General features: G+C 45.4%; 19 protein-coding genes. 11 read left to right on the top strand and 8 right to left on the bottom strand.

The annotated features are described in order from the left end of the window. Window positions 1-9 precede the first annotated feature (9 nt). Complete coding sequence (locus D9A03_RS16730; RefSeq protein ID WP_120498342.1) at window positions 10-1437, bottom strand: NAD(P)-dependent oxidoreductase; 1428 nt, start codon at window positions 1435-1437, stop codon at window positions 10-12. A gap of 221 nt (window positions 1438-1658) precedes the next feature. Continuing rightward, on the bottom strand, window positions 1659-2576 hold the full coding sequence (locus D9A03_RS16725; protein ID WP_120498571.1) for a complex I NDUFA9 subunit family protein: 918 nt from the start codon (window positions 2574-2576) through the stop codon (window positions 1659-1661). A gap of 254 nt (window positions 2577-2830) precedes the next feature. On the opposite strand from D9A03_RS16725, the gene D9A03_RS16720 reads away from it, so the two are divergent. The 8 genes from D9A03_RS16720 to ptsN all read left to right on the top strand — a co-directional run bounded on the left by D9A03_RS16720 (window position 2831) and on the right by ptsN (window position 9780). Beyond that, complete coding sequence (locus D9A03_RS16720) at window positions 2831-3454, top strand: ribonuclease D (RefSeq protein ID WP_120498341.1); 624 nt, start codon at window positions 2831-2833, stop codon at window positions 3452-3454. Window positions 3455-3653: 199 nt separating this feature from the next. Continuing rightward, window positions 3654-4658, top strand: a complete 1005-nt coding sequence (locus D9A03_RS16715; RefSeq protein ID WP_120498340.1) for an SIS domain-containing protein — start codon at window positions 3654-3656, stop codon at window positions 4656-4658. A 14-nt stretch (window positions 4659-4672) separates the two neighbouring features. After that, window positions 4673-5377 carry an LPS export ABC transporter periplasmic protein LptC gene (gene lptC, locus D9A03_RS16710; protein WP_120498339.1) on the top strand — a complete coding sequence of 235 codons (705 nt, stop codon included), beginning with the start codon at window positions 4673-4675 and terminating at the stop codon, window positions 5375-5377. Continuing rightward, window positions 5374-6186 carry an LptA/OstA family protein gene (locus D9A03_RS16705; protein WP_120498338.1) on the top strand — a complete coding sequence of 271 codons (813 nt, stop codon included), beginning with the start codon at window positions 5374-5376 and terminating at the stop codon, window positions 6184-6186. The genes lptC and D9A03_RS16705 overlap by 4 nt, the downstream gene beginning before the upstream one ends. Further along, the gene (gene lptB / locus D9A03_RS16700; RefSeq protein ID WP_120498337.1) at window positions 6183-6968 is read left to right on the top strand and encodes an LPS export ABC transporter ATP-binding protein; all 786 of its coding nucleotides are present in this window, start codon (window positions 6183-6185) and stop codon (window positions 6966-6968) included. Before D9A03_RS16705 ends, lptB begins: the two co-directional genes overlap by 4 nt. A gap of 11 nt (window positions 6969-6979) precedes the next feature. Further along, entirely contained in the window at window positions 6980-8509 is a 1530-nt protein-coding gene (gene rpoN, locus D9A03_RS16695) for an RNA polymerase factor sigma-54 (protein WP_120498336.1), read from the top strand. 208 nt (window positions 8510-8717) lie between these two features. Continuing rightward, a complete protein-coding gene (gene hpf / locus D9A03_RS16690; protein ID WP_120498335.1) occupies window positions 8718-9287 on the top strand; it encodes a ribosome hibernation-promoting factor, HPF/YfiA family in 570 nt (189 codons plus the stop codon). 28 nt (window positions 9288-9315) lie between these two features. Further along, window positions 9316-9780 carry a PTS IIA-like nitrogen regulatory protein PtsN gene (ptsN, locus tag D9A03_RS16685; protein WP_120498334.1) on the top strand — a complete coding sequence of 155 codons (465 nt, stop codon included), beginning with the start codon at window positions 9316-9318 and terminating at the stop codon, window positions 9778-9780. Window positions 9781-9856: 76 nt separating this feature from the next. Here the strand turns inward: ptsN and D9A03_RS16680 are convergent, their stop codons facing one another. Next, on the bottom strand, window positions 9857-10075 hold the full coding sequence (locus D9A03_RS16680) for a DUF1150 family protein (protein ID WP_085902417.1): 219 nt from the start codon (window positions 10073-10075) through the stop codon (window positions 9857-9859). A gap of 128 nt (window positions 10076-10203) precedes the next feature. Continuing rightward, a complete protein-coding gene (locus tag D9A03_RS16675; protein WP_120498333.1) occupies window positions 10204-10656 on the bottom strand; it encodes an Hsp20 family protein in 453 nt (150 codons plus the stop codon). 47 nt (window positions 10657-10703) lie between these two features. Here D9A03_RS16675 and D9A03_RS16670 point away from each other — a divergent pair, with 47 nt between their 5' ends. After that, window positions 10704-10994 carry a hypothetical protein gene (locus D9A03_RS16670; protein WP_120498332.1) on the top strand — a complete coding sequence of 97 codons (291 nt, stop codon included), beginning with the start codon at window positions 10704-10706 and terminating at the stop codon, window positions 10992-10994. Between the two features lie 69 nt (window positions 10995-11063). Beyond that, complete coding sequence (locus D9A03_RS19815) at window positions 11064-11237, top strand: hypothetical protein (RefSeq protein WP_162938214.1); 174 nt, start codon at window positions 11064-11066, stop codon at window positions 11235-11237. A gap of 9 nt (window positions 11238-11246) precedes the next feature. Here the strand turns inward: D9A03_RS19815 and D9A03_RS16665 are convergent, their stop codons facing one another. Continuing rightward, window positions 11247-12458, bottom strand: a complete 1212-nt coding sequence (locus tag D9A03_RS16665) for a HAMP domain-containing sensor histidine kinase (protein ID WP_120498331.1) — start codon at window positions 12456-12458, stop codon at window positions 11247-11249. Window positions 12459-12808: 350 nt separating this feature from the next. On the opposite strand from D9A03_RS16665, the gene D9A03_RS16660 reads away from it, so the two are divergent. Then, window positions 12809-13669: an MBL fold metallo-hydrolase gene (locus D9A03_RS16660; protein WP_120498330.1), complete on the top strand. Its 861-nt coding sequence runs from the start codon at window positions 12809-12811 to the stop codon at window positions 13667-13669. Between the two features lie 87 nt (window positions 13670-13756). Here the strand turns inward: D9A03_RS16660 and pyk are convergent, their stop codons facing one another. The 3 genes from pyk to D9A03_RS16645 form a co-directional block, all read right to left on the bottom strand. Further along, entirely contained in the window at window positions 13757-15199 is a 1443-nt protein-coding gene (gene pyk / locus D9A03_RS16655) for a pyruvate kinase (RefSeq protein WP_120498329.1), read from the bottom strand. Between the two features lie 295 nt (window positions 15200-15494). After that, window positions 15495-16502: a type I glyceraldehyde-3-phosphate dehydrogenase gene (gene gap / locus D9A03_RS16650; protein WP_120498570.1), complete on the bottom strand. Its 1008-nt coding sequence runs from the start codon at window positions 16500-16502 to the stop codon at window positions 15495-15497. A gap of 296 nt (window positions 16503-16798) precedes the next feature. Further along, window positions 16799-17563, bottom strand: coding sequence for a DeoR/GlpR family DNA-binding transcription regulator (locus D9A03_RS16645; RefSeq protein ID WP_120498328.1), 765 nt, complete (start codon window positions 17561-17563; stop codon window positions 16799-16801). Between the last annotated feature and the right edge of the window lie 146 nt (window positions 17564-17709).

Genomic DNA, 17709 nt, shown 5'->3' with positions numbered 1-17709 from the left:
GCTCTCTCCTCAGGCGGCGGCAGTTTTTCTGCGCTCAATATAGGTATGGATTTGATCGGCAGCATCACGGGCATCCTTGATCGCCCAAACGACTAATGATGCTCCACGGACAATATCACCGGCGGCAAAGACACCATCCAATGCGGTCATCATCGTCGAGTTATCAACCCTCAGCGTACCATAACTGCTGACTTCCAACCCTTGTTCGTTAAACAATTGGGGCAGATTTTCTGGTGAGAAACCAAGGGCCTTGATCACCAAGTCAGCAGGAATAGCTTCGCGAGAATCAGGTACAATTTGCGGAACCTGTCGGCCAGAGGAATCCGGCACTCCAAGATGTACTTTTGAGACCAAAACTTCGCGTACATTTTCATCGCCAATAAAAGCATCCGGCGATGACAACCATACAAATTCTACACCCTCTTCTTCGGCATTCTTCACTTCACGTTCTGAACCCGGCATATTTTCTTTATCACGCCGATAGAGACACTTGACCGATTTCGCCCCTTGACGAACAGCAGTCCGGACACAATCCATCGCTGTGTCACCACCACCAATAACGACAACATCTTTACCCTTGGCATTAAGTCCATCACTCATATGATCCGACTTCATACCAAGGTCGTTACGATTTGCTTCTGTAAGATAATATAGCGCAGGCAGTATATTACCAAGTTCGCTACCAGGCAGACGAAGGTCCCGCGCTTGATAAACACCTGTTGCGATCAAAAGAGCATCATATTTCTCACGAATTTCTGCAAAAGAAGTTGAGCCACCAATATCGATACCAAGATGGAAAACAATTCCTGCATCTTCCAACAGCTTGATCCGGCGATCTACAACATACTTTTCCAGCTTAAACCCGGGAATACCATAAGATAAAAGGCCTCCCGCACGGTCATATCGATCATAAACATGAACCTGATACCCTTTGCGGCGTAACTGTTCAGCAGCTGCCAAACCACCGGGACCAGCCCCAATAATACCAATTTTTTCAGCGCGTTCGCGCACAGGTTTTACCGATTGAACCCAACCGTTCTCCCAAGCGGTATCCGTAATATATTTCTCTACAGCACCAATTGTTACGGTTTCATGCCCTGATTGCTGAATAACACAGGAACCTTCGCACAATCTGTCTTGGGGACAAATACGTCCGCAAATCTCCGGAAAGTTGTTTGTAGCCTGAGAAATTTCGTAGGCTTCTTCCAAACGCCCATTGGCTGTAAGCATCAACCAATCAGGAATATTATTAGAGAGAGGACAATGGATCTGGCAAAAAGGGACACCGCACTGAGAACAGCGACTCGCCTGAATTTGCGCCGCAGCTTCGGAAAAAGAATCGTAAATTTCACGAAAATCTTCATTTCGCTGATCAGCAGATCTCTTTTCAGGCATTTCCCTGCCTTGCTGAACAAACTTCAGCATCTTTTCGGACATTGTCTCTCTCCTAATCGGGCAACTATTTTGTTTTTATTTACAGAAGCTTGCTGGCTACTTCTTTGGAATTTGGGCCGCACCCGCAAATCATCACAATGATCAATGGACAATATAGGTAACTATATTTGACCTATTTGTCAAACAACACACTAACTGATCGGTAAAAATATAAAGTAAGTTTATTTAAGACAAGAATATAGTTCCGATATGAGACTATATAGTTAACCCTCTAAATAGGTAGGCAAAATAACCTCCACATCAACAGGAGAGACACCAATTTCGTCAAAGCCACGTACTGTATCAGCGACCACGTTATCCTTCTTGAGCATCTTTAGCTGATCCCGCGTCAAAGGTGGTTGTGGCATAAGCTCCATGAAAATGGCCTGCAAATACGCAACCGAAAACGGCAAGACAAGATAAGGTCGAGAGCGACCATTGTATTTTTGCAAGAGATCCAAACAATCCCGGAAAGAAAGAACCCTGGGTCCTCCAAGCTCATAAATGTGCCCTCCATGTACATCTGGTTGCTGAACGCACTTCAAAACAGCTTCCGCCACATCCCTGACATAAACGGGTTGAAACTTTGCGACGCCACCACAAACCAAGGGCAAGAAAGGACTCACAGCAGACATCCGATCAAACCGATTAAAGAAATCATCTTCAGCCCCGAACACAATACTCGGCCGCAAAACACTCGCAGAGGGAAATGCCCCCAGAACAGCGGCTTCGCCTTCTCCCTTACTGCGCCCATACCTAGAGGGAGAGGCAACATCCGCACCGATAGCCGAAACCTGAACAAATGAAGAGATATCATTCGCTTGCGAAATTTCTGCAATCACACCCGGCAGTTCACTGTGCAGATAATCAAAACGTTGCTTTCCACCCTCAAATAAAATGCCTATCAAGTTTACAACCGCGGAAGAGCCACGAATCACTTGCTCAATGGAGATCTTATCGCTCACATCAACAAAAACAGGCATCACACTGCCAACATCACCGCAACAAGTCAGAAAAGATGCTTGCACACGATCACGCACAGCAAGCCGCACATGCCAACCAGCCTTTGCAAATCTGGAAACCGCATAGCGCCCCAAGAAACCGGTACCACCAAAAACTGTTACTACCTTTGAACCATTCATCTTTGCACCTCCTCCAACACGCATTATTAGATTAACAAATGACACCACACCTGAATAAATACCCCCCCTTCAACCGCAGAAATCATCAATCATCCTTGACAGAAACAGCTTTGCTGTGAGAATGCCGAGATTAACACAAAGTCGATGTTTTATTATTAGACTATTCGCCTTACAGTCAGACTAAACACATTATTGCCAAACCACCCGCCAGAGGTTTTAGGTTTGGGAAGCACAGATAAATCAGGAGCCACATTGTGAGCGATGTAAAAATTCACCTTCATCAAACAGATCTGCCAAACGACATTGACTTCGGCACATCCGTGGCTGTTGATTCAGAAACCATGGGCCTCAACCTTTCCAGAGACCGCCTGTGCCTCATTCAACTCTCTGCAGGTGATGGTGTTTGCCACCTTGTCCAGTTCAAAGATGGAAACTTTGACGCCCCGAACTTGAGAACTCTTTTCACCAACCAGGATATTACAAAAATTTTCCACTTTGCCCGCTTTGATCTCGCGGCGATCGAGCGTTATCTCGGCGTGACTTGTAATCCTGTATATTGTACAAAGATTGCCTCCAAACTGATCAGAACCTACACTGATCGTCACGGGCTGAAAGAACTTTGCAAAGAGCTTTTGAGTGTTGATATTTCCAAACAACAACAGTCCTCTGACTGGGGATCTACCGATCTAAGTGAAGACCAATTGCGTTACGCAGCTTCTGACGTTCTGTATCTCCACCGCATGGTAAAGATTCTGGATGAACGACTTGCCAGAGAAGGCCGAATTGAAATGGCAAAAGCGTGCTTTGATTTCCTACCTTGGAGAGCGAAGCTGGACATCGCAGGGTGGGACGAAACAGATATTTTTGCACACTCATAACCCACTCGCCATCTTGGTGCCATTTTTAAAGTACATTTTTACAGTCCATTTGTACTGGCCGCTTACCGACATTTTTTTAAAGTGCCGATTTTACTTCCCGGCAAATAACGTGTACCAATTGAGTATGACATGCACCATTAGTGCCAGTTTATATTTTGCCTGGAACATTAATTCAGGAAACGGGATAAAAATCTAGAAAATGGCTAACGCAGTTCATAATTCTGAGCCGGAAATGACAACAACACCAGCCAATGTGCAACAGGCAATAGAAACAGCTCGCCGGGTTCTTGATCTTGAAGCGCGGGGTATTCAACAATTAAGTGCAGAACTGAACGGCAGTTTTGTCGAAGCCCTAAACATCCTGGCGGGTGTGACTGGTCGCGTTATTATATCTGGTATGGGGAAAAGCGGTCATATCGCCAAAAAGATCGCAGCAACTTTGGCCTCGACAGGAACACCTGCTTACTGCGTTCACCCAGGCGAAGCCAGCCACGGTGATCTTGGCATGATCACCCGTAGCGACGCCGTTCTTGCCATGTCGAATTCAGGGAATACTTCAGAACTCAGCGACCTCATCACCTATACAAGGCGCTTTGGCATCCCCCTTATCGCAATGACCAGCCGGAAAGATTCAGCTTTGGCAGAAGCCGCAGATGTTGCGCTTATCTTACCATCACTCCCGGAAGCCTGCCCTCACGGTCTCGCCCCCACGACATCAACAACGATGTCACTTGCACTTGGCGATGCGCTCGCAATCGCATTGATGGAACAAAAAAACTTCCAGCCACAAGACTTCAAAATATTTCATCCTGGTGGCGCGCTTGGGAACCAACTCCTGAAAGTGTCCGACATTATGCACGGCGAAGAGCTCCCTCTTTGTGCCGGAAATACATCGATGACTGAAACCATCCTGATTATGACAAAGCGTTCATTTGGATGCATTGGTGTCACAGATCATGACGGCAAACTTGCAGGGATTATCACAGACGGCGACTTAAGAAGACACATGGATACAGACCTGTTATCAATGACAGCAAAAAACGTCATGACGCCTGCTCCCAGAACCATACGCTCCTCAGCTCTCGCTGCAGAAGCGTTGGGGCAAATGAATGAACGTTCAATCACAAGCCTTTTTGTCACTGAAGATGAAATGCCGGTTGGTATCATCCACATCCACGACTGCCTCCGGGCAGGGATTGCCTGAGGCTGCGAACCAGCATGGACTCACCCGCCAGATCCAATAAAAAGGACAACACAGTTCCTCAAAAAGAACCCGAGCCTGCAACACCCGTTAAACCGCCTCGTTTTTCTGGTGGAAATGCCTACAGTGCTTTTGTCAGCGTCGCAAAAATAACGCTCCCCTTCCTTGCTGTAGTCTTGATTCTTCTGGTTGTTGTCTGGCCTCAGCTTGAAGAACAGGTGATTACCGAAGGAACAGCTATCGGCAACAGTATTCTGGAATCCAGCACCCCCGATACATTAAGCGCTCTTAATCCCAAATACCTAGGTTTGGACGAAAAGAATCAACCCTACACGATCATTGCCGACCTTGCAGAACAGTCCAGCGAACGTGAAAACGAGATTTTCCTGACACTACCTAAAGCCGACATCACACTGGAAGATGGCACCTGGCTTGCCCTCTCGGCTCAATCTGGCGTGTATGACAGGGATGCGAAGTACCTCAATCTAAATGGCAATGTAAACATCTTTCAGGATCAAGGCTTTGAGATTGTAACCGAAGAAGCCATGTTTGACGCCAAGGCGGGGTCTGCATACGGACAAATGTCCGTACAAGGCCATGGTCCAGCTGGAACGATAAATTCAGAAGGTTTTGTCATCACAGATCGCGGGAAGCGAATAACCTTTACCGGCAAGAGTAAACTGATCATCCTTCCTGGGGCTCAGGAGGCCCTGAAACAATGACCCGTCTAGTAGCAACTTTGGCTTTGATCTTCAGCATCACAATGGCGCAGGGCAACATCGCTTCGAGCCAAGGTCTGACTGAAGGCTTAGGGGAAAGCAATGTTCCCCTGGAAATTAACGCCGACGAAGGTATTGAATGGCGCAGAGATCTAAAACAATATGTTGCAAGTGGCAATGCACGCGCTGCACAAGGCGAGTTGGAAGTCTTTGGCGATCAGCTCATCGCCCACTACAGAGAAGCTGTTGAGGGCGGTACAGAAATATATCGTGTTGACGCTGTTGGTAATGTCAAGATTGTTTCTCCCGGTGAAACGGCCTATGGCGACAACGGTGTTTACGACATCGACAAACAGGTTATGGTCTTAACAGGCCAAAACCTGCGCATGGTTAGTGGCGCCGATACCATTACGGCACGTGATAGCCTTGAATATTGGGAAACCAAGCAACTTGCTATAGCACGGGGTAATGCAATTGCCATACGCGAAGACAAACGTGTACATGGCAATGTTTTGACAGCTCATTTTGTTCGTGATGCTCAAAATAAATTGGAAATTGAACGCATTGACGCACATGGTGATGTTCGGGTTGCCACAAAAACAGAGTATGCTACCGGCGACAAAGGTGTCTATTTTGTCAAACAAGAACTAGCCAATCTGATTGGGAACGTAAAGATAACGCAGGGAGAAAACCAGATGAACGGGGACGAGGCACAATTTAATCTAGCAACTGGTGTCAGCAAGCTCGTCAGCAAAAGCGGCAAACCTGTTCAAGGTCTCATCCTGCCATCAAGCAAAAAGAAAAAACCATGACCAACAAGCAACAATCTGCCAATCAGGAAAGCAGTGCCAAGCCATCACTTGTTGCCGACAATCAGGGATTGATGGCAACAAACATTGGGAAAAGCTTTAAGAAGCGCCCCGTTCTTCGCGCCGTTACAATGCGGGTTCAAAGAGGGGAAGTTGTCGGATTGCTTGGCCCTAATGGTGCTGGCAAGACCACCAGCTTCTATATTATTACAGGTTTGCTCTCTCCCGATTCCGGGTGGGTTACCCTGGACAACCAGGACATTACCGATCTCCCCATGTATCGCAGATCGCGCATGGGCATTGGCTACCTCCCACAGGAAGCCTCCATTTTCAGAGGCTTGACAGTCGAGCAAAATATTCGCGGTGTTCTGGAAGTTGTTGAATCGGTTCGCAGCAAAAGAGAAGCAAAGCTGGATAGCCTCCTTGCGGAATTCTCAATTACGCACCTGAGAAATACCCCGGCCATTGCCTTGTCAGGCGGCGAGAGAAGACGTGTTGAAATTGCTCGTGCACTCGCGTCAGACCCAAGCTTTATTTTACTGGATGAACCGCTAGCTGGCATTGATCCAATCGCTGTCGGTGATATTCGCGACCTCGTCATGCATCTGAAAGATCGCGGTATTGGCGTTTTGATTACCGATCATAATGTTCGCGAAACACTTGATATTGTTGACAGAGCATACATTATTCACGATGGCATGGTGCTAATGGAAGGAACCCCGGATGAAATCGTAAACAATGATGATGTTCGTCGCGTTTACCTAGGAGAAAGGTTTAGCCTTTAAGGGTTATACCTATGGCAATATCGCAAAGACTAGAGCTGAGGCAGAGTCAAAGCCTCGTTATGACCCCGCAGTTACAGCAGGCAATCAAACTGTTGCAACTGTCAAATATAGAGCTCGCAGACTATGTACAGCAAGAGGTCGAACAAAATCCTCTTCTGGATCGGGATGACGGCACCCAAAATACAGCTCTCGCCGACACAGATTCCAACGATATTCATTCCGCCGCAGCATCCCCCTCTGATAACGAAAATCAACAGCCAGACTCTCTGGAATTATCCAACGCCGATACTTTACCTGACAACAATCAAGCGCCGCTGGATAATGAGTTTGATAATTATTATGACAGTAGCCCGGACAACCAATGGAATGATCAGGACACTGCATTTTCCAGCTGGGGTGCAGGAGGGAATACGCGCTTTGATGATCCAGAATATTCATTGGAAAATCGATTACGAGACACCGTTACACTTCGCGACCATCTTCGCGAACAGTTACAAATGGAAGTTGATGAGCCAACCGAGCGATTGATCGGGGTTCATCTCATTGATCACGTTGATGAAGCTGGCTATATGAAAGCCCCGCTGGATGAGATCGCGGATCAACTGGGGTGTCCCTTGGGTCTTGTCGAATCCGTCCTAAAAATACTTCAGTCTTTTGATCCTGTCGGCATCTGTGCCCGCGATCTGGGCGAGTGTCTTGCAATACAGCTCTCAGAACAGAACCGTTTGGATCCAGCGATACAGGCGTTACTGGACAATCTCGAACTTCTCGCAAAGCGTGACTTAAAAAGCTTAAAACAGATTTGTGGAGTCGATGAAGAAGACATCACGGATATGATCGCGGAAATTCGCGCCCTTAATCCACGCCCAGCGGCGACCTTTGATACCAGTGATGTTGAAACCGTAGTCCCCGAGGTGATTATTAAATCAGATAATGCTGGCGGCTGGCGCATTGAACTTAACAATGATGCCTTACCCAAGGTACTGATCAATAACAAGTATCACGGAACTGTTTCTGATCTGGCACGCACAAAAGAAGATAAATCCTATATTTCTGATCAGCTTCAGTCAGCAAACTGGTTGATCAAGGCCCTTCATCAACGGGCAACAACAGTTCTTAAGGTTGCAACTGAAATTGTGCGCCAACAAGATGGCTTTTTACAAAAAGGTGTACAGGCTTTAAAACCTCTCACACTCAAGGACATTGCCGAAGTCATTGAAATGCATGAATCAACAGTCAGTCGTGTTACCTCGAACAAGTACATGGTCACACCACGCGGCACCTTTGAAATGAAATACTTCTTCACCTCTTCTATTAGTGGAGGAGACGGGGATGCACATTCATCCGAAGCTGTAAGAGATCGGATAAAAAATCTTATTGATCAGGAAGATCCAAAGAAAATCCTGTCAGATGATGCTTTGGTCACCAAGCTTAAAGCTGAAGGAATCGACATTGCGCGACGTACTGTCGCAAAATATCGTGAAGCCTTGGGAATCCCTTCTTCAGTACAAAGAAGGCGTGAAAAAAAGCTCTCTTTTTGATTTTTTTTCACGTAACAAAATCGACTTATTCCAAAAGACTATGTATACTGTCCGTGTCGTGTATCATTACGGGAGGAAAACATGGTTCGACCTACTATCCTTGACTCCGGTAAACGACGTCACTATGGTGCCGCCCCAGATAGCGGGGCTTGATTGGCACATATGGCCATTACGCTAACCCCCTTAACAATTCAGAGAATTTGTTCACATGCAGCTTTCCGTTAAAGGCAAGCAGCTCGACGTTGGCGACGCGCTGCGCACTCATATAGAAAACAGCCTTTCCGCTACTTTGGATAAATATTTTGGTGACGCCATTGATGTAAATGTCACCATGTCCAAAAACGCCTACCTTTACCGTGCAACTGTGGTTGCACATGTAGGTAAAAATATTCGCCTGGAAGCAAACGGCGAGGCAGGAGAACCTTATCCTGCATTTGATCTAGCTGCAGAACGTTTATCCAAACGTCTGCGCCGTCATAAACGCAAACTTCGTGATGACCATGCTGAAGGCGGTAAAGAAGCCACCCATGCTCAGCATTACATTTTGTCTGGCGAAGAAGACAAAGACGATCACAAAGAGGAAGTCGAAGACAGCCCCTTGATCGTTGCAGAGATGGCAACCGAAATCCCAACATTAACAGCCGGATTAGCTGTAATGCGTATGGATTTGGAAGACTTACCAGCCATGATGTTCCGTAACAGCAAGCACGGAGGTCTGAATATGATCTACCGTCGTGCGGATGGAAACATCGGGTGGGTTGATCCATCAAAGAGCTAAGACGCGAATAACCAAAGAACTACATGTAATGGAACTAACCGACCTTATCGGCCCAGATGCCATTGCTGCTGACATGAAAGTCAACAGCAAAAAGCAATTCCTTCAGGAAGTTGCAAAACGCGCATCTGAGATCACCGGAACAGAAGAACGTGATATTTTCGAAGTTCTTATCGAAAGAGAGAAACTCGGCACGACAGGTATTGGACAAGGTATTGCTATTCCACATGGTAAGCTCCCAAACCTAGACAGGCTCTACGGCTTCTTTGTAAAGCTGGAACGCCCAATCGACTTCGATTCGATTGACGAACAGCCCGTAGATCTTATTTGCCTTCTTCTTGCTCCGGAAACTGCTGGTGCTGACCACCTCAAAGCTCTCGCACGAGTATCTCGCTTTCTGCGGAATGCATCAACCTGTGAAAAACTTAGGGGAACAGAAAGCAACGATGGCATATACGCACTTTTAAGCGCGACGGCCACAAGCCATGCAGCCTGAAAGGGATAAACGGTTCTGATCACAAATCAAAAAGGCTCCGAATTCCGGAGCCTTTTTTATAACTATTTTCCTAACATCAGTGCACGCTTAACGGCTCAAGGTCCTGTTGACGCACAGCAGCAAAAGCGACATCGCGATCGCTAACAACTGTTATTTCTGTTCCATCCGCCGCGTAAATGCCAAAGCAAGCATCACCATCTACATCCACAGGCTTCACATAGGCCACTATCTCCAGGCCCAGTGCAGTCATGTCCTGATCTGTCATCAATTCTGATATAACTTGCTTAATCATCATAACTCTTTTTCCAGCTTCAACAGCGGCAGCCCATTTAAACGAACTGCAAAATTTGTAATCAGTATAGTTCCCTATTCTTAAGGAACCATCAATCAGTAATATTTCTTACGGCCTATTATTTTCTGAAATCAGCTCTTCTTGTCTTCAATCACAGTCGCCGAAGGTTTTTCATTACCTGTTTGAATTTCAATGCTACGAATAGCTATATTTTGCAATGGCTGTTCCAAATCAACATGTAGAAGGCCGTTTTCCAGCTTTGCATCTAAAACTTCAATCCCTTCAGCCAAAACAAACGCGCGCCTGAATTGTCGCGCGGCAATACCACGGTGAAGGTATTCTTTATCATCATCTGATTTAGCCTTCCCTTTAATTACAAGCTGGTTATTTTCGATTTGAACCTGCATGTCCTCTTGGGAAAAGCCTGCAACAGCGAGCGTAATACGTATCTTATTCTCGCTCACCTTTTCAACGTTGTAGGGGGGATAACCATCTGACGCTGTTTTAGAAATCATATCAACAGCTTGCTCGAATTGTTCAAATCCAAGCATAAGCGGGCTATTAAACAAAGATAATCTCGACAACTATACCTCCTCGAAAGAGCAAGGCTCATTCATAACGCGGCCCCGTAATGGCAACCAGTAAGTTTAACCAAGTGGCCTGCACCAAGCAGCGCCACAGTGATACATATTTGGGGATTACAGCTGCACAGGTCAAGGCCAGCGGACAAAATCCTGACATTTTATATACTGAGCCTCCTCCGACTAAAGTCAGAGGGTTCAGTGTAATGAGTGCCTTTGGCGCAAAATTGTATATTTATCCGACTGAAGTCGGAGGATTTAACCAATTTGTGGAAATTAAAGCACGACGCGTTGACATCCACAGATTTTTATTCACAACGGATCAACTACCCAAGATTTAATTTCTTTCCAAATCACTGTAAATTGTGTATACCTATGCATGATCAACACCACATGTTGTGGAAAACTCTGTGGATAACATGATGAAAAGCTCGTTGTCAGTTGCCTCAAGTCCCTATTTAGCCAAGCCTTTGCGTTCGATTGCTCAAGCTAAAGCTGAGCAAAGCGAAAAAAGAAGACTGGAAGAAGCAAAGCGTGATAAAAGGCGCAACAAACTTCGTTCACAAGACAGAAAAGAACATTAAGGCTTTTCGTTATTTTTTCACGACTAAATCGGACGGAAACCTAAGAGTAATCGCCGTTCCCAACCCTGGTTCACTCGTGATAGAAAAATCACCACCCAAGGCCTCAATTGATCGCTTTGAAACAGGCAAGCCAAGCCCGGTCCCGCGAATATGAGTATGCGTTTGAGCATCCAGAACCTGCCCATAAGGGGATAGAGCCAAAGCAAGCTCTTCTGATGACATACCAATACCATTGTCACGTATCACCATCAAAACAGCACCGTTTTCAACATCATACTGCCCTTCTACACTGACACGCCCCCCTCTGCGGGTAAATTTAACTGCATTTGAAACCAGGTTGGTCAATACCTGCTTAAAGCGACGTTCATCTGTTTTAAGGTCGGGAAATTCATCAGGAATATTTGCTGACAGTTCAATACCTGATTCTTCAGCAAGCAAGGCCATCAAACGCAAAGTCTCGTTCACGGCATCTTGCGCCGAAACTTCTGTTATAACAAGATTCTCTTCACTGGATTCCGTTTTGGCAAGATCCAACACGTCATTGACAATACCTAGCAAATGTCTGCTGGCATTATGAATATCATCAGCATAACCAAGATATTTTTCATGTCCAAGAGAGCCAAATCTTTCCTGCTTCATGATTTCAGAAAACCCCAGAATTGCATTCAACGGAGTGCGCAACTCATGGCTCATATCTGCGATGATATTATTGTTTTCTTTTGTTTCTTCTGGAAGCTCTGGGTTTTGCTGCAGGATTTTTCGCTCAGCCTGCTTCAACAGAACAAGTGCGAGATCAGCCTTCTGTGTTTTTTTTGCAAGTTCAGCTTCAAGCCTTGATCTTTCCTTGGAAATGCTCAGTAAAGTGCGGCACGTCAATCCAAGACGATCAATATCCCGAGGAAATACAATAAAATCATCAAACAAAGAAATTGTCTCTTGTCCAAAAGCCCGGTGATCATCATTGGCAACACAAATAAGCGGGCATCTTTGCGTCCAAGACAGAGACTTGAATTGATCAAGTTTTTGCATCAAATCTCGATTCAAAACCTTAAATGAAAACAGCAGAAGGTCTGGCTTACTTTTACTTTCAAGCTCAAATTTTTGGGATACAACAATCTTCGAGAAACCAGCATCGTTAAGTGCAATGCTAACATCTTTGCAAAAAGCTTTGTCATCACCAACGATGACAATCCGCGACTGTTTAATATCTGGATCTAACAACAAGGCCTTCCTGAACCACAAAACAACATGCTATCCGAATCCTACGGACAGAAAGTAATTAACCTAGAAAAACAACAATAGGCACTGAGAGTTATAAAACCATTAAAAATCAGTACTTGTTTCAAAAACATACAATTTTACTGTCCACACCAGAATTTCGGGCACCCAAGACAACTACCTGTGAGTTGTTTTTACTTAAGGAAATTTTCAAGACTTCTCTTCATAGCTTCATTTACCGGTTTTATTTCCTGTCTAAAGCGCTTATCCGAGGATCAAAGCACTATCATCACAAACAAAACTCCCTATTTTATAAAAGAAGGTGTTATCCTTTTTGAAAAATGGAGATCGGCATGCAGGTAAAAATTGAAGCTTTCTTTCATGATGCAAGCAACACAATTTCCTATCTTGTCTCGGATATTAAAACCAAGAAATGCGCCGTGATAGATTCTGCTCTTGATTTTGATGCCAATTCAGGAAGAACTTCAACAAAAAGCGCCCAGAAAATTATTAATAGTATTATAGAACAGAAATTTTCCTGCCAGTGGATTCTTGAAACCCATGTGCATGCCGATCATTTAAGCGCCGCACCGTTTATTAAAAATAATGTCGGGGGAAAAACTGCTGTGGGTAATCATATTCCCGAAATTCAAAAAACTTTTAAAACTATCTATAATACAGAATCAGACTTCAACACAGACGGCCAGCAATTCGATCATCTGTTTGAAGAAAATGAAGAGTTCCCGCTTGGCAACACTGTCTGTAGAGTCATCCATACGCCTGGACACACACCTGCTTGCGTGACCTACCTGATTGATGGAAATGCCTTTGTAGGTGACACATTATTTATGCCCGACTTTGGCACGGCAAGGACAGACTTCCCCGGGGGAGATGCAGGTCAATTGTATGATTCCATTGAGAGAATTTTATCACTAGATGAAAATACAAAGCTTTATACCTGTCACGATTATGCCCCGAATGGTCGTCAAATCGCATGGGAAAGCACCGTCAAAGAACAACGTGATAACAACCTGCATGCACACAAAGGCGTAACAAGAGAAGAATTTATCAAAATGAGGACAGAACGGGATAAACAACTCGCTATGCCAGCGCTCTTAATTCCTTCTATCCAAGTCAACATGCGTGCAGGTGATCTCCCTCCTAAAGAAGAAGACGGTGACAGGTATTTGAAAATCCCGCTCAACAAGCTGTAAAGCGAATAGGCTTCTGCGCTTTCCAACTATACACCTCATAAAAAGCTGCCTAATAGCTACTTCTTATTATCTGTTAGAGATCAAAGGTCAGGAAATTGGATCTGGTTTCTCGTGCTGACCAACTGTTGCTATGCGCAGGTTGTTTGTCGCGCCCGGTGTACCAAAGGGAACTCCTGCCGTTACAACAACCTTATCGCCGTTCTCACAGAAACCTTCCCGACGGGCAATACGTGTTGACTTCCCGACCATTTCACCAAAGCTGCTGACATCCCGTGTATTTACAGAATGAACCCCCCAAACCAATGCCATCTTTCTTGCGACCCGCAAGTCAGGGGTCAATCCCAGCAATGGTGTATTGGGACGACCACGCGCAGCCCGGAAAGCTGTACTACCTGTTGTCGTAAAAGTAACAATCGCTTTCGCATCAACCAAGTCGGCAACATGACGCGCAGCATCACTAATCGCATCAGCCTCTGTTGGATTAGGTAGAACTTCATCTGCATGCACCAGCTTAAGATAGAGTGGATCCTGTTCGATGGTTTCGATAATCCGGTTCATCATCGTCACAGCTTCAAAGGGATAAGCACCACTTGCGGATTCAGCTGACAGCATCACAGCATCAGCGCCGTCATAAACAGCTGTGGCAACATCAGACGCTTCCGCTCTGGTCGGCGTTGGCGCAGAAACCATTGTTTCCAGCATCTGTGTTGCCACAATCACGGGCTTTCCATGTTCGCGACAGGTTCCAATAATACGTTTTTGCAAAACAGGTACGTTTTCCGGCGGCAATTCAACGCCCAAGTCTCCACGCGCAACCATAACCGCATCTGTCAGTTCAACAATGGCTTCGAGCTGCTCGATAGCCGATGGTTTTTCCAGCTTGGCCATAACACCAGCGCGCCCGTTGACCAGCCTTCGTGCTTCCATCACGTCTTCTGGACGCTGGACAAATGATAACGCACACCAGTCACAGCCGAGTTCAAGACCAAACTCCATATCCAGCAAGTCTTTTTCGGTAAGAGCTGACAGTGGCAGAACAACACCCGGGACATTCACTCCTTTGTTGTTTGATAACACACCACCGACCATCACTTCGGTCGTGGCTTCTGTCCCGTTTATACCTGTGACACGCAAGCGAATACGACCATCATCCAATAACAGGTCAGTTCCGACTTCTAGTGCATCAAAAATTTCTTTATGTGGTAAGGTTGCCCGATTTGCGTCTCCAAGCTCATCCTTCATATCCAACTTGAAGGTAGCTCCGTTTGTTAATTCAGCAGAATCATTGACAAAGCGGCCAACACGTAACTTAGGTCCCTGCAAGTCCATCAAAACCGCGATTGGACGACCGGCTTCTTTTTCGACCTCACGGATCAGATCATAACGCTCTTTGTGGTCTGCATGGGTTCCATGGCTGAAATTAAGACGGAAAGTATCAACACCCGCTTCGAACAGCGCCGTAATAGTCGCCTTATCCGAACTGGCCGGGCCAAGTGTCGCTACAATCTTACAAAGACGCTTACGTTTCATTTCAGGAACCTTTTCATTATGTTTATTTCAGGATTATATCCTGTTTTATCTGTCTTATCAGTTTTCTATTACAAAAGCTTGGCTCAACGACGACAGTTTTGTCTCGATCAACGAAACTCTTGCGCTGTATTCTTAATTCCAAGTTCAGAACCAGAATACAGAAAACGGCACGTTAATTCGTGCCGGCTTTTTACTTTATGGTTTCTCTACAAAAACACTGTTTTTATTGCCGCTTAAAAATCAGGACAAAAAAAGATCAGGAGAGAGCCCTCTACTCTCTCCTGATCAAGTAGACCTAGAGGCTAAGCCCCAGGGCGACAGCAGTGTCAACCATACGGTTGGAGAACCCCCACTCATTATCATACCAGCTCAAGACACGAACCAAACGATCCCCAACAAGTTGGGTTTGCGTAAGATCAAAGGTAGAGCTGGCAGGAGAGTGGTTAAAATCTATTGAAACCAAGGGCTCATCATTCGTGTCCAAAACACCTTTGAGAGCACCTTCGGAAGCAGCCATCATTGCCGCATTAATTTCTTCGGTTGTTGTCTTTCTGCCTGCTGTAAAGACAAGATCAATCATGGAAACATTTGCTGTGGGAACGCGAACAGCCGTTCCATCTAACTTTCCGTCAAGTTCCGGCAAAACGAGCCCAACAGCACGGGCCGCACCCGTAGATGTCGGGATCATGGAAAGAGCAGCCGCTCTGGCACGGCGTAAATCAGAATGCATTGTATCAACAGTGTTCTGATCACCTGTGTAGGCATGAACCGTTGTTACAAAACCTTCTTCCAGACCAACGATCTCGTTGAGAACATGGGCAACCGGAGCCAGACAGTTTGTCGTACAGGACGCATTGGAAACAATTGTATGTTCCGGGACAATCTTGTCGTGGTTCACACCGTAAACAACGGTTAGATCAGCGTTTTTACCCGGCGCAGAAATTAAAACCTTCTTTGCGCCAGCTTCCAGATGAAGAGAGGCTTTTTCGCGATCTGTAAAAAGTCCGGTGCATTCCAGCGCGACATCAACGCCGAGTTCACCCCAAGGTAAATCAGCTGGATTCCGTTCAGACAAAGCAGCAATTCGCTTGCCCTCAATGATCAAGGCCTTGTCATCCGCCTTGATGCTTTTACGAAGTGTACCATGAACTGAATCATACTTGAGAAGATGGGCATTGGCCTGAGCAGATGCCAAGTCGTTGATGGCAACAACCTCGATATCGTCACGGCCAGATTCAATAATGGCCCTCAACACAAGTCGGCCGATACGACCAAAACCATTAATTGCTACGCGAACCGCCATAATCTGCTCCTCAGGGACTTGATTTGTAATTCTTGATGATAAAATGTTCATTTTTGAACATAAACGCAAGTTATATTTTTCTAAAGTGAATATTTTATGACACAAAATTGAGAAAAAAGAACGTTGGAAAAATTATCTCAAAACATAAATTTTAGAAATAACTGTTTTAAAACAAAAGAATAAAACAAGGTGGAGGTACAACGATCAGTAATCTCGAGATCACAACAAAGAATGATCACGACAAATCCATCATTGATTATGAATGTTCAGTTACAAAAATTGGAAAGAATCCGGCTTCAACAGAGAACTTCGAGATCCAACGATTTAATAATAGAAGACAAGGGTTCAGTCGGCATACTGTCAGTAACCAATGTGTCGATCTGAGACAAGTGTCCCAAGCGTACCAAAGCATTTCGCCCGTATTTACTGCTATCAGCAACAAGCAATGTATGGCGAGCATTTTCTATAATTGTTTGGGATACCCGAACACCACCATAGTCGTAATCCAAAAGACTGCCGTCTTCATCAATACCACCAACGGCGATCACACCATAATCGGCACGAAACTGGCGGAAAAAGTCAATTGTCGCCTCACCAATAATGCTTCGGTCAACATTCCGAACAACGCCACCCGCAACAATAATCTCAAAACTGGGATTCGGACTCATAATGTGAGCAACACTCAAGCTGTTTGTAATAACTCGCAGGCCTGTGTGCCCCATCAAAGCCTGGGCTACGCTCTCATTTGTTGTTCCCATATTGATGAACAGTGATGCATTGTTAGGGATTTCACGTGCCACAAGCTGGGCGATGCCTTCTTTTTCTTGCGCGTTGATACCTTGGCGTTGCGTATAGTCAAGATTGAGAACAGAGGAACTAAAACTTGCCCCACCGTGAAAGCGGTTCAGTAACTTGGCATCGCAAAGTTCATTTATATCCCGACGAATTGTTTGTGTGGTAACAGAGAAATCCTGTGCCATTGAATCAATAGATACGAAGCCATTATCCTTCGCCAACTCAAGAATCTGCCTTTGACGACGGCTAAGTTTTTCCAGATTCATCTGCTATTCCCCACTAACAAATTCGCACTTTTATCAGCACCCGATACCAATAGCTGGCCTCCTTTACTCAATTTCCAGCAAAAAAGGAACCGATGTTCACTTTACTTTCATAAACGAACATACGAAAGTAAAGATCAAATTCCAAG

Origin of the sequence: Kiloniella sp. EL199, assembly GCF_900313065.1 — a bacterium.
In the GTDB taxonomy this organism is placed as follows: Bacteria; Pseudomonadota; Alphaproteobacteria; order Kiloniellales; family Kiloniellaceae; genus Kiloniella.
Note: the sequence above shows the minus strand (reverse complement) of the source record. Positions and strands in the feature narration are given on the sequence as shown.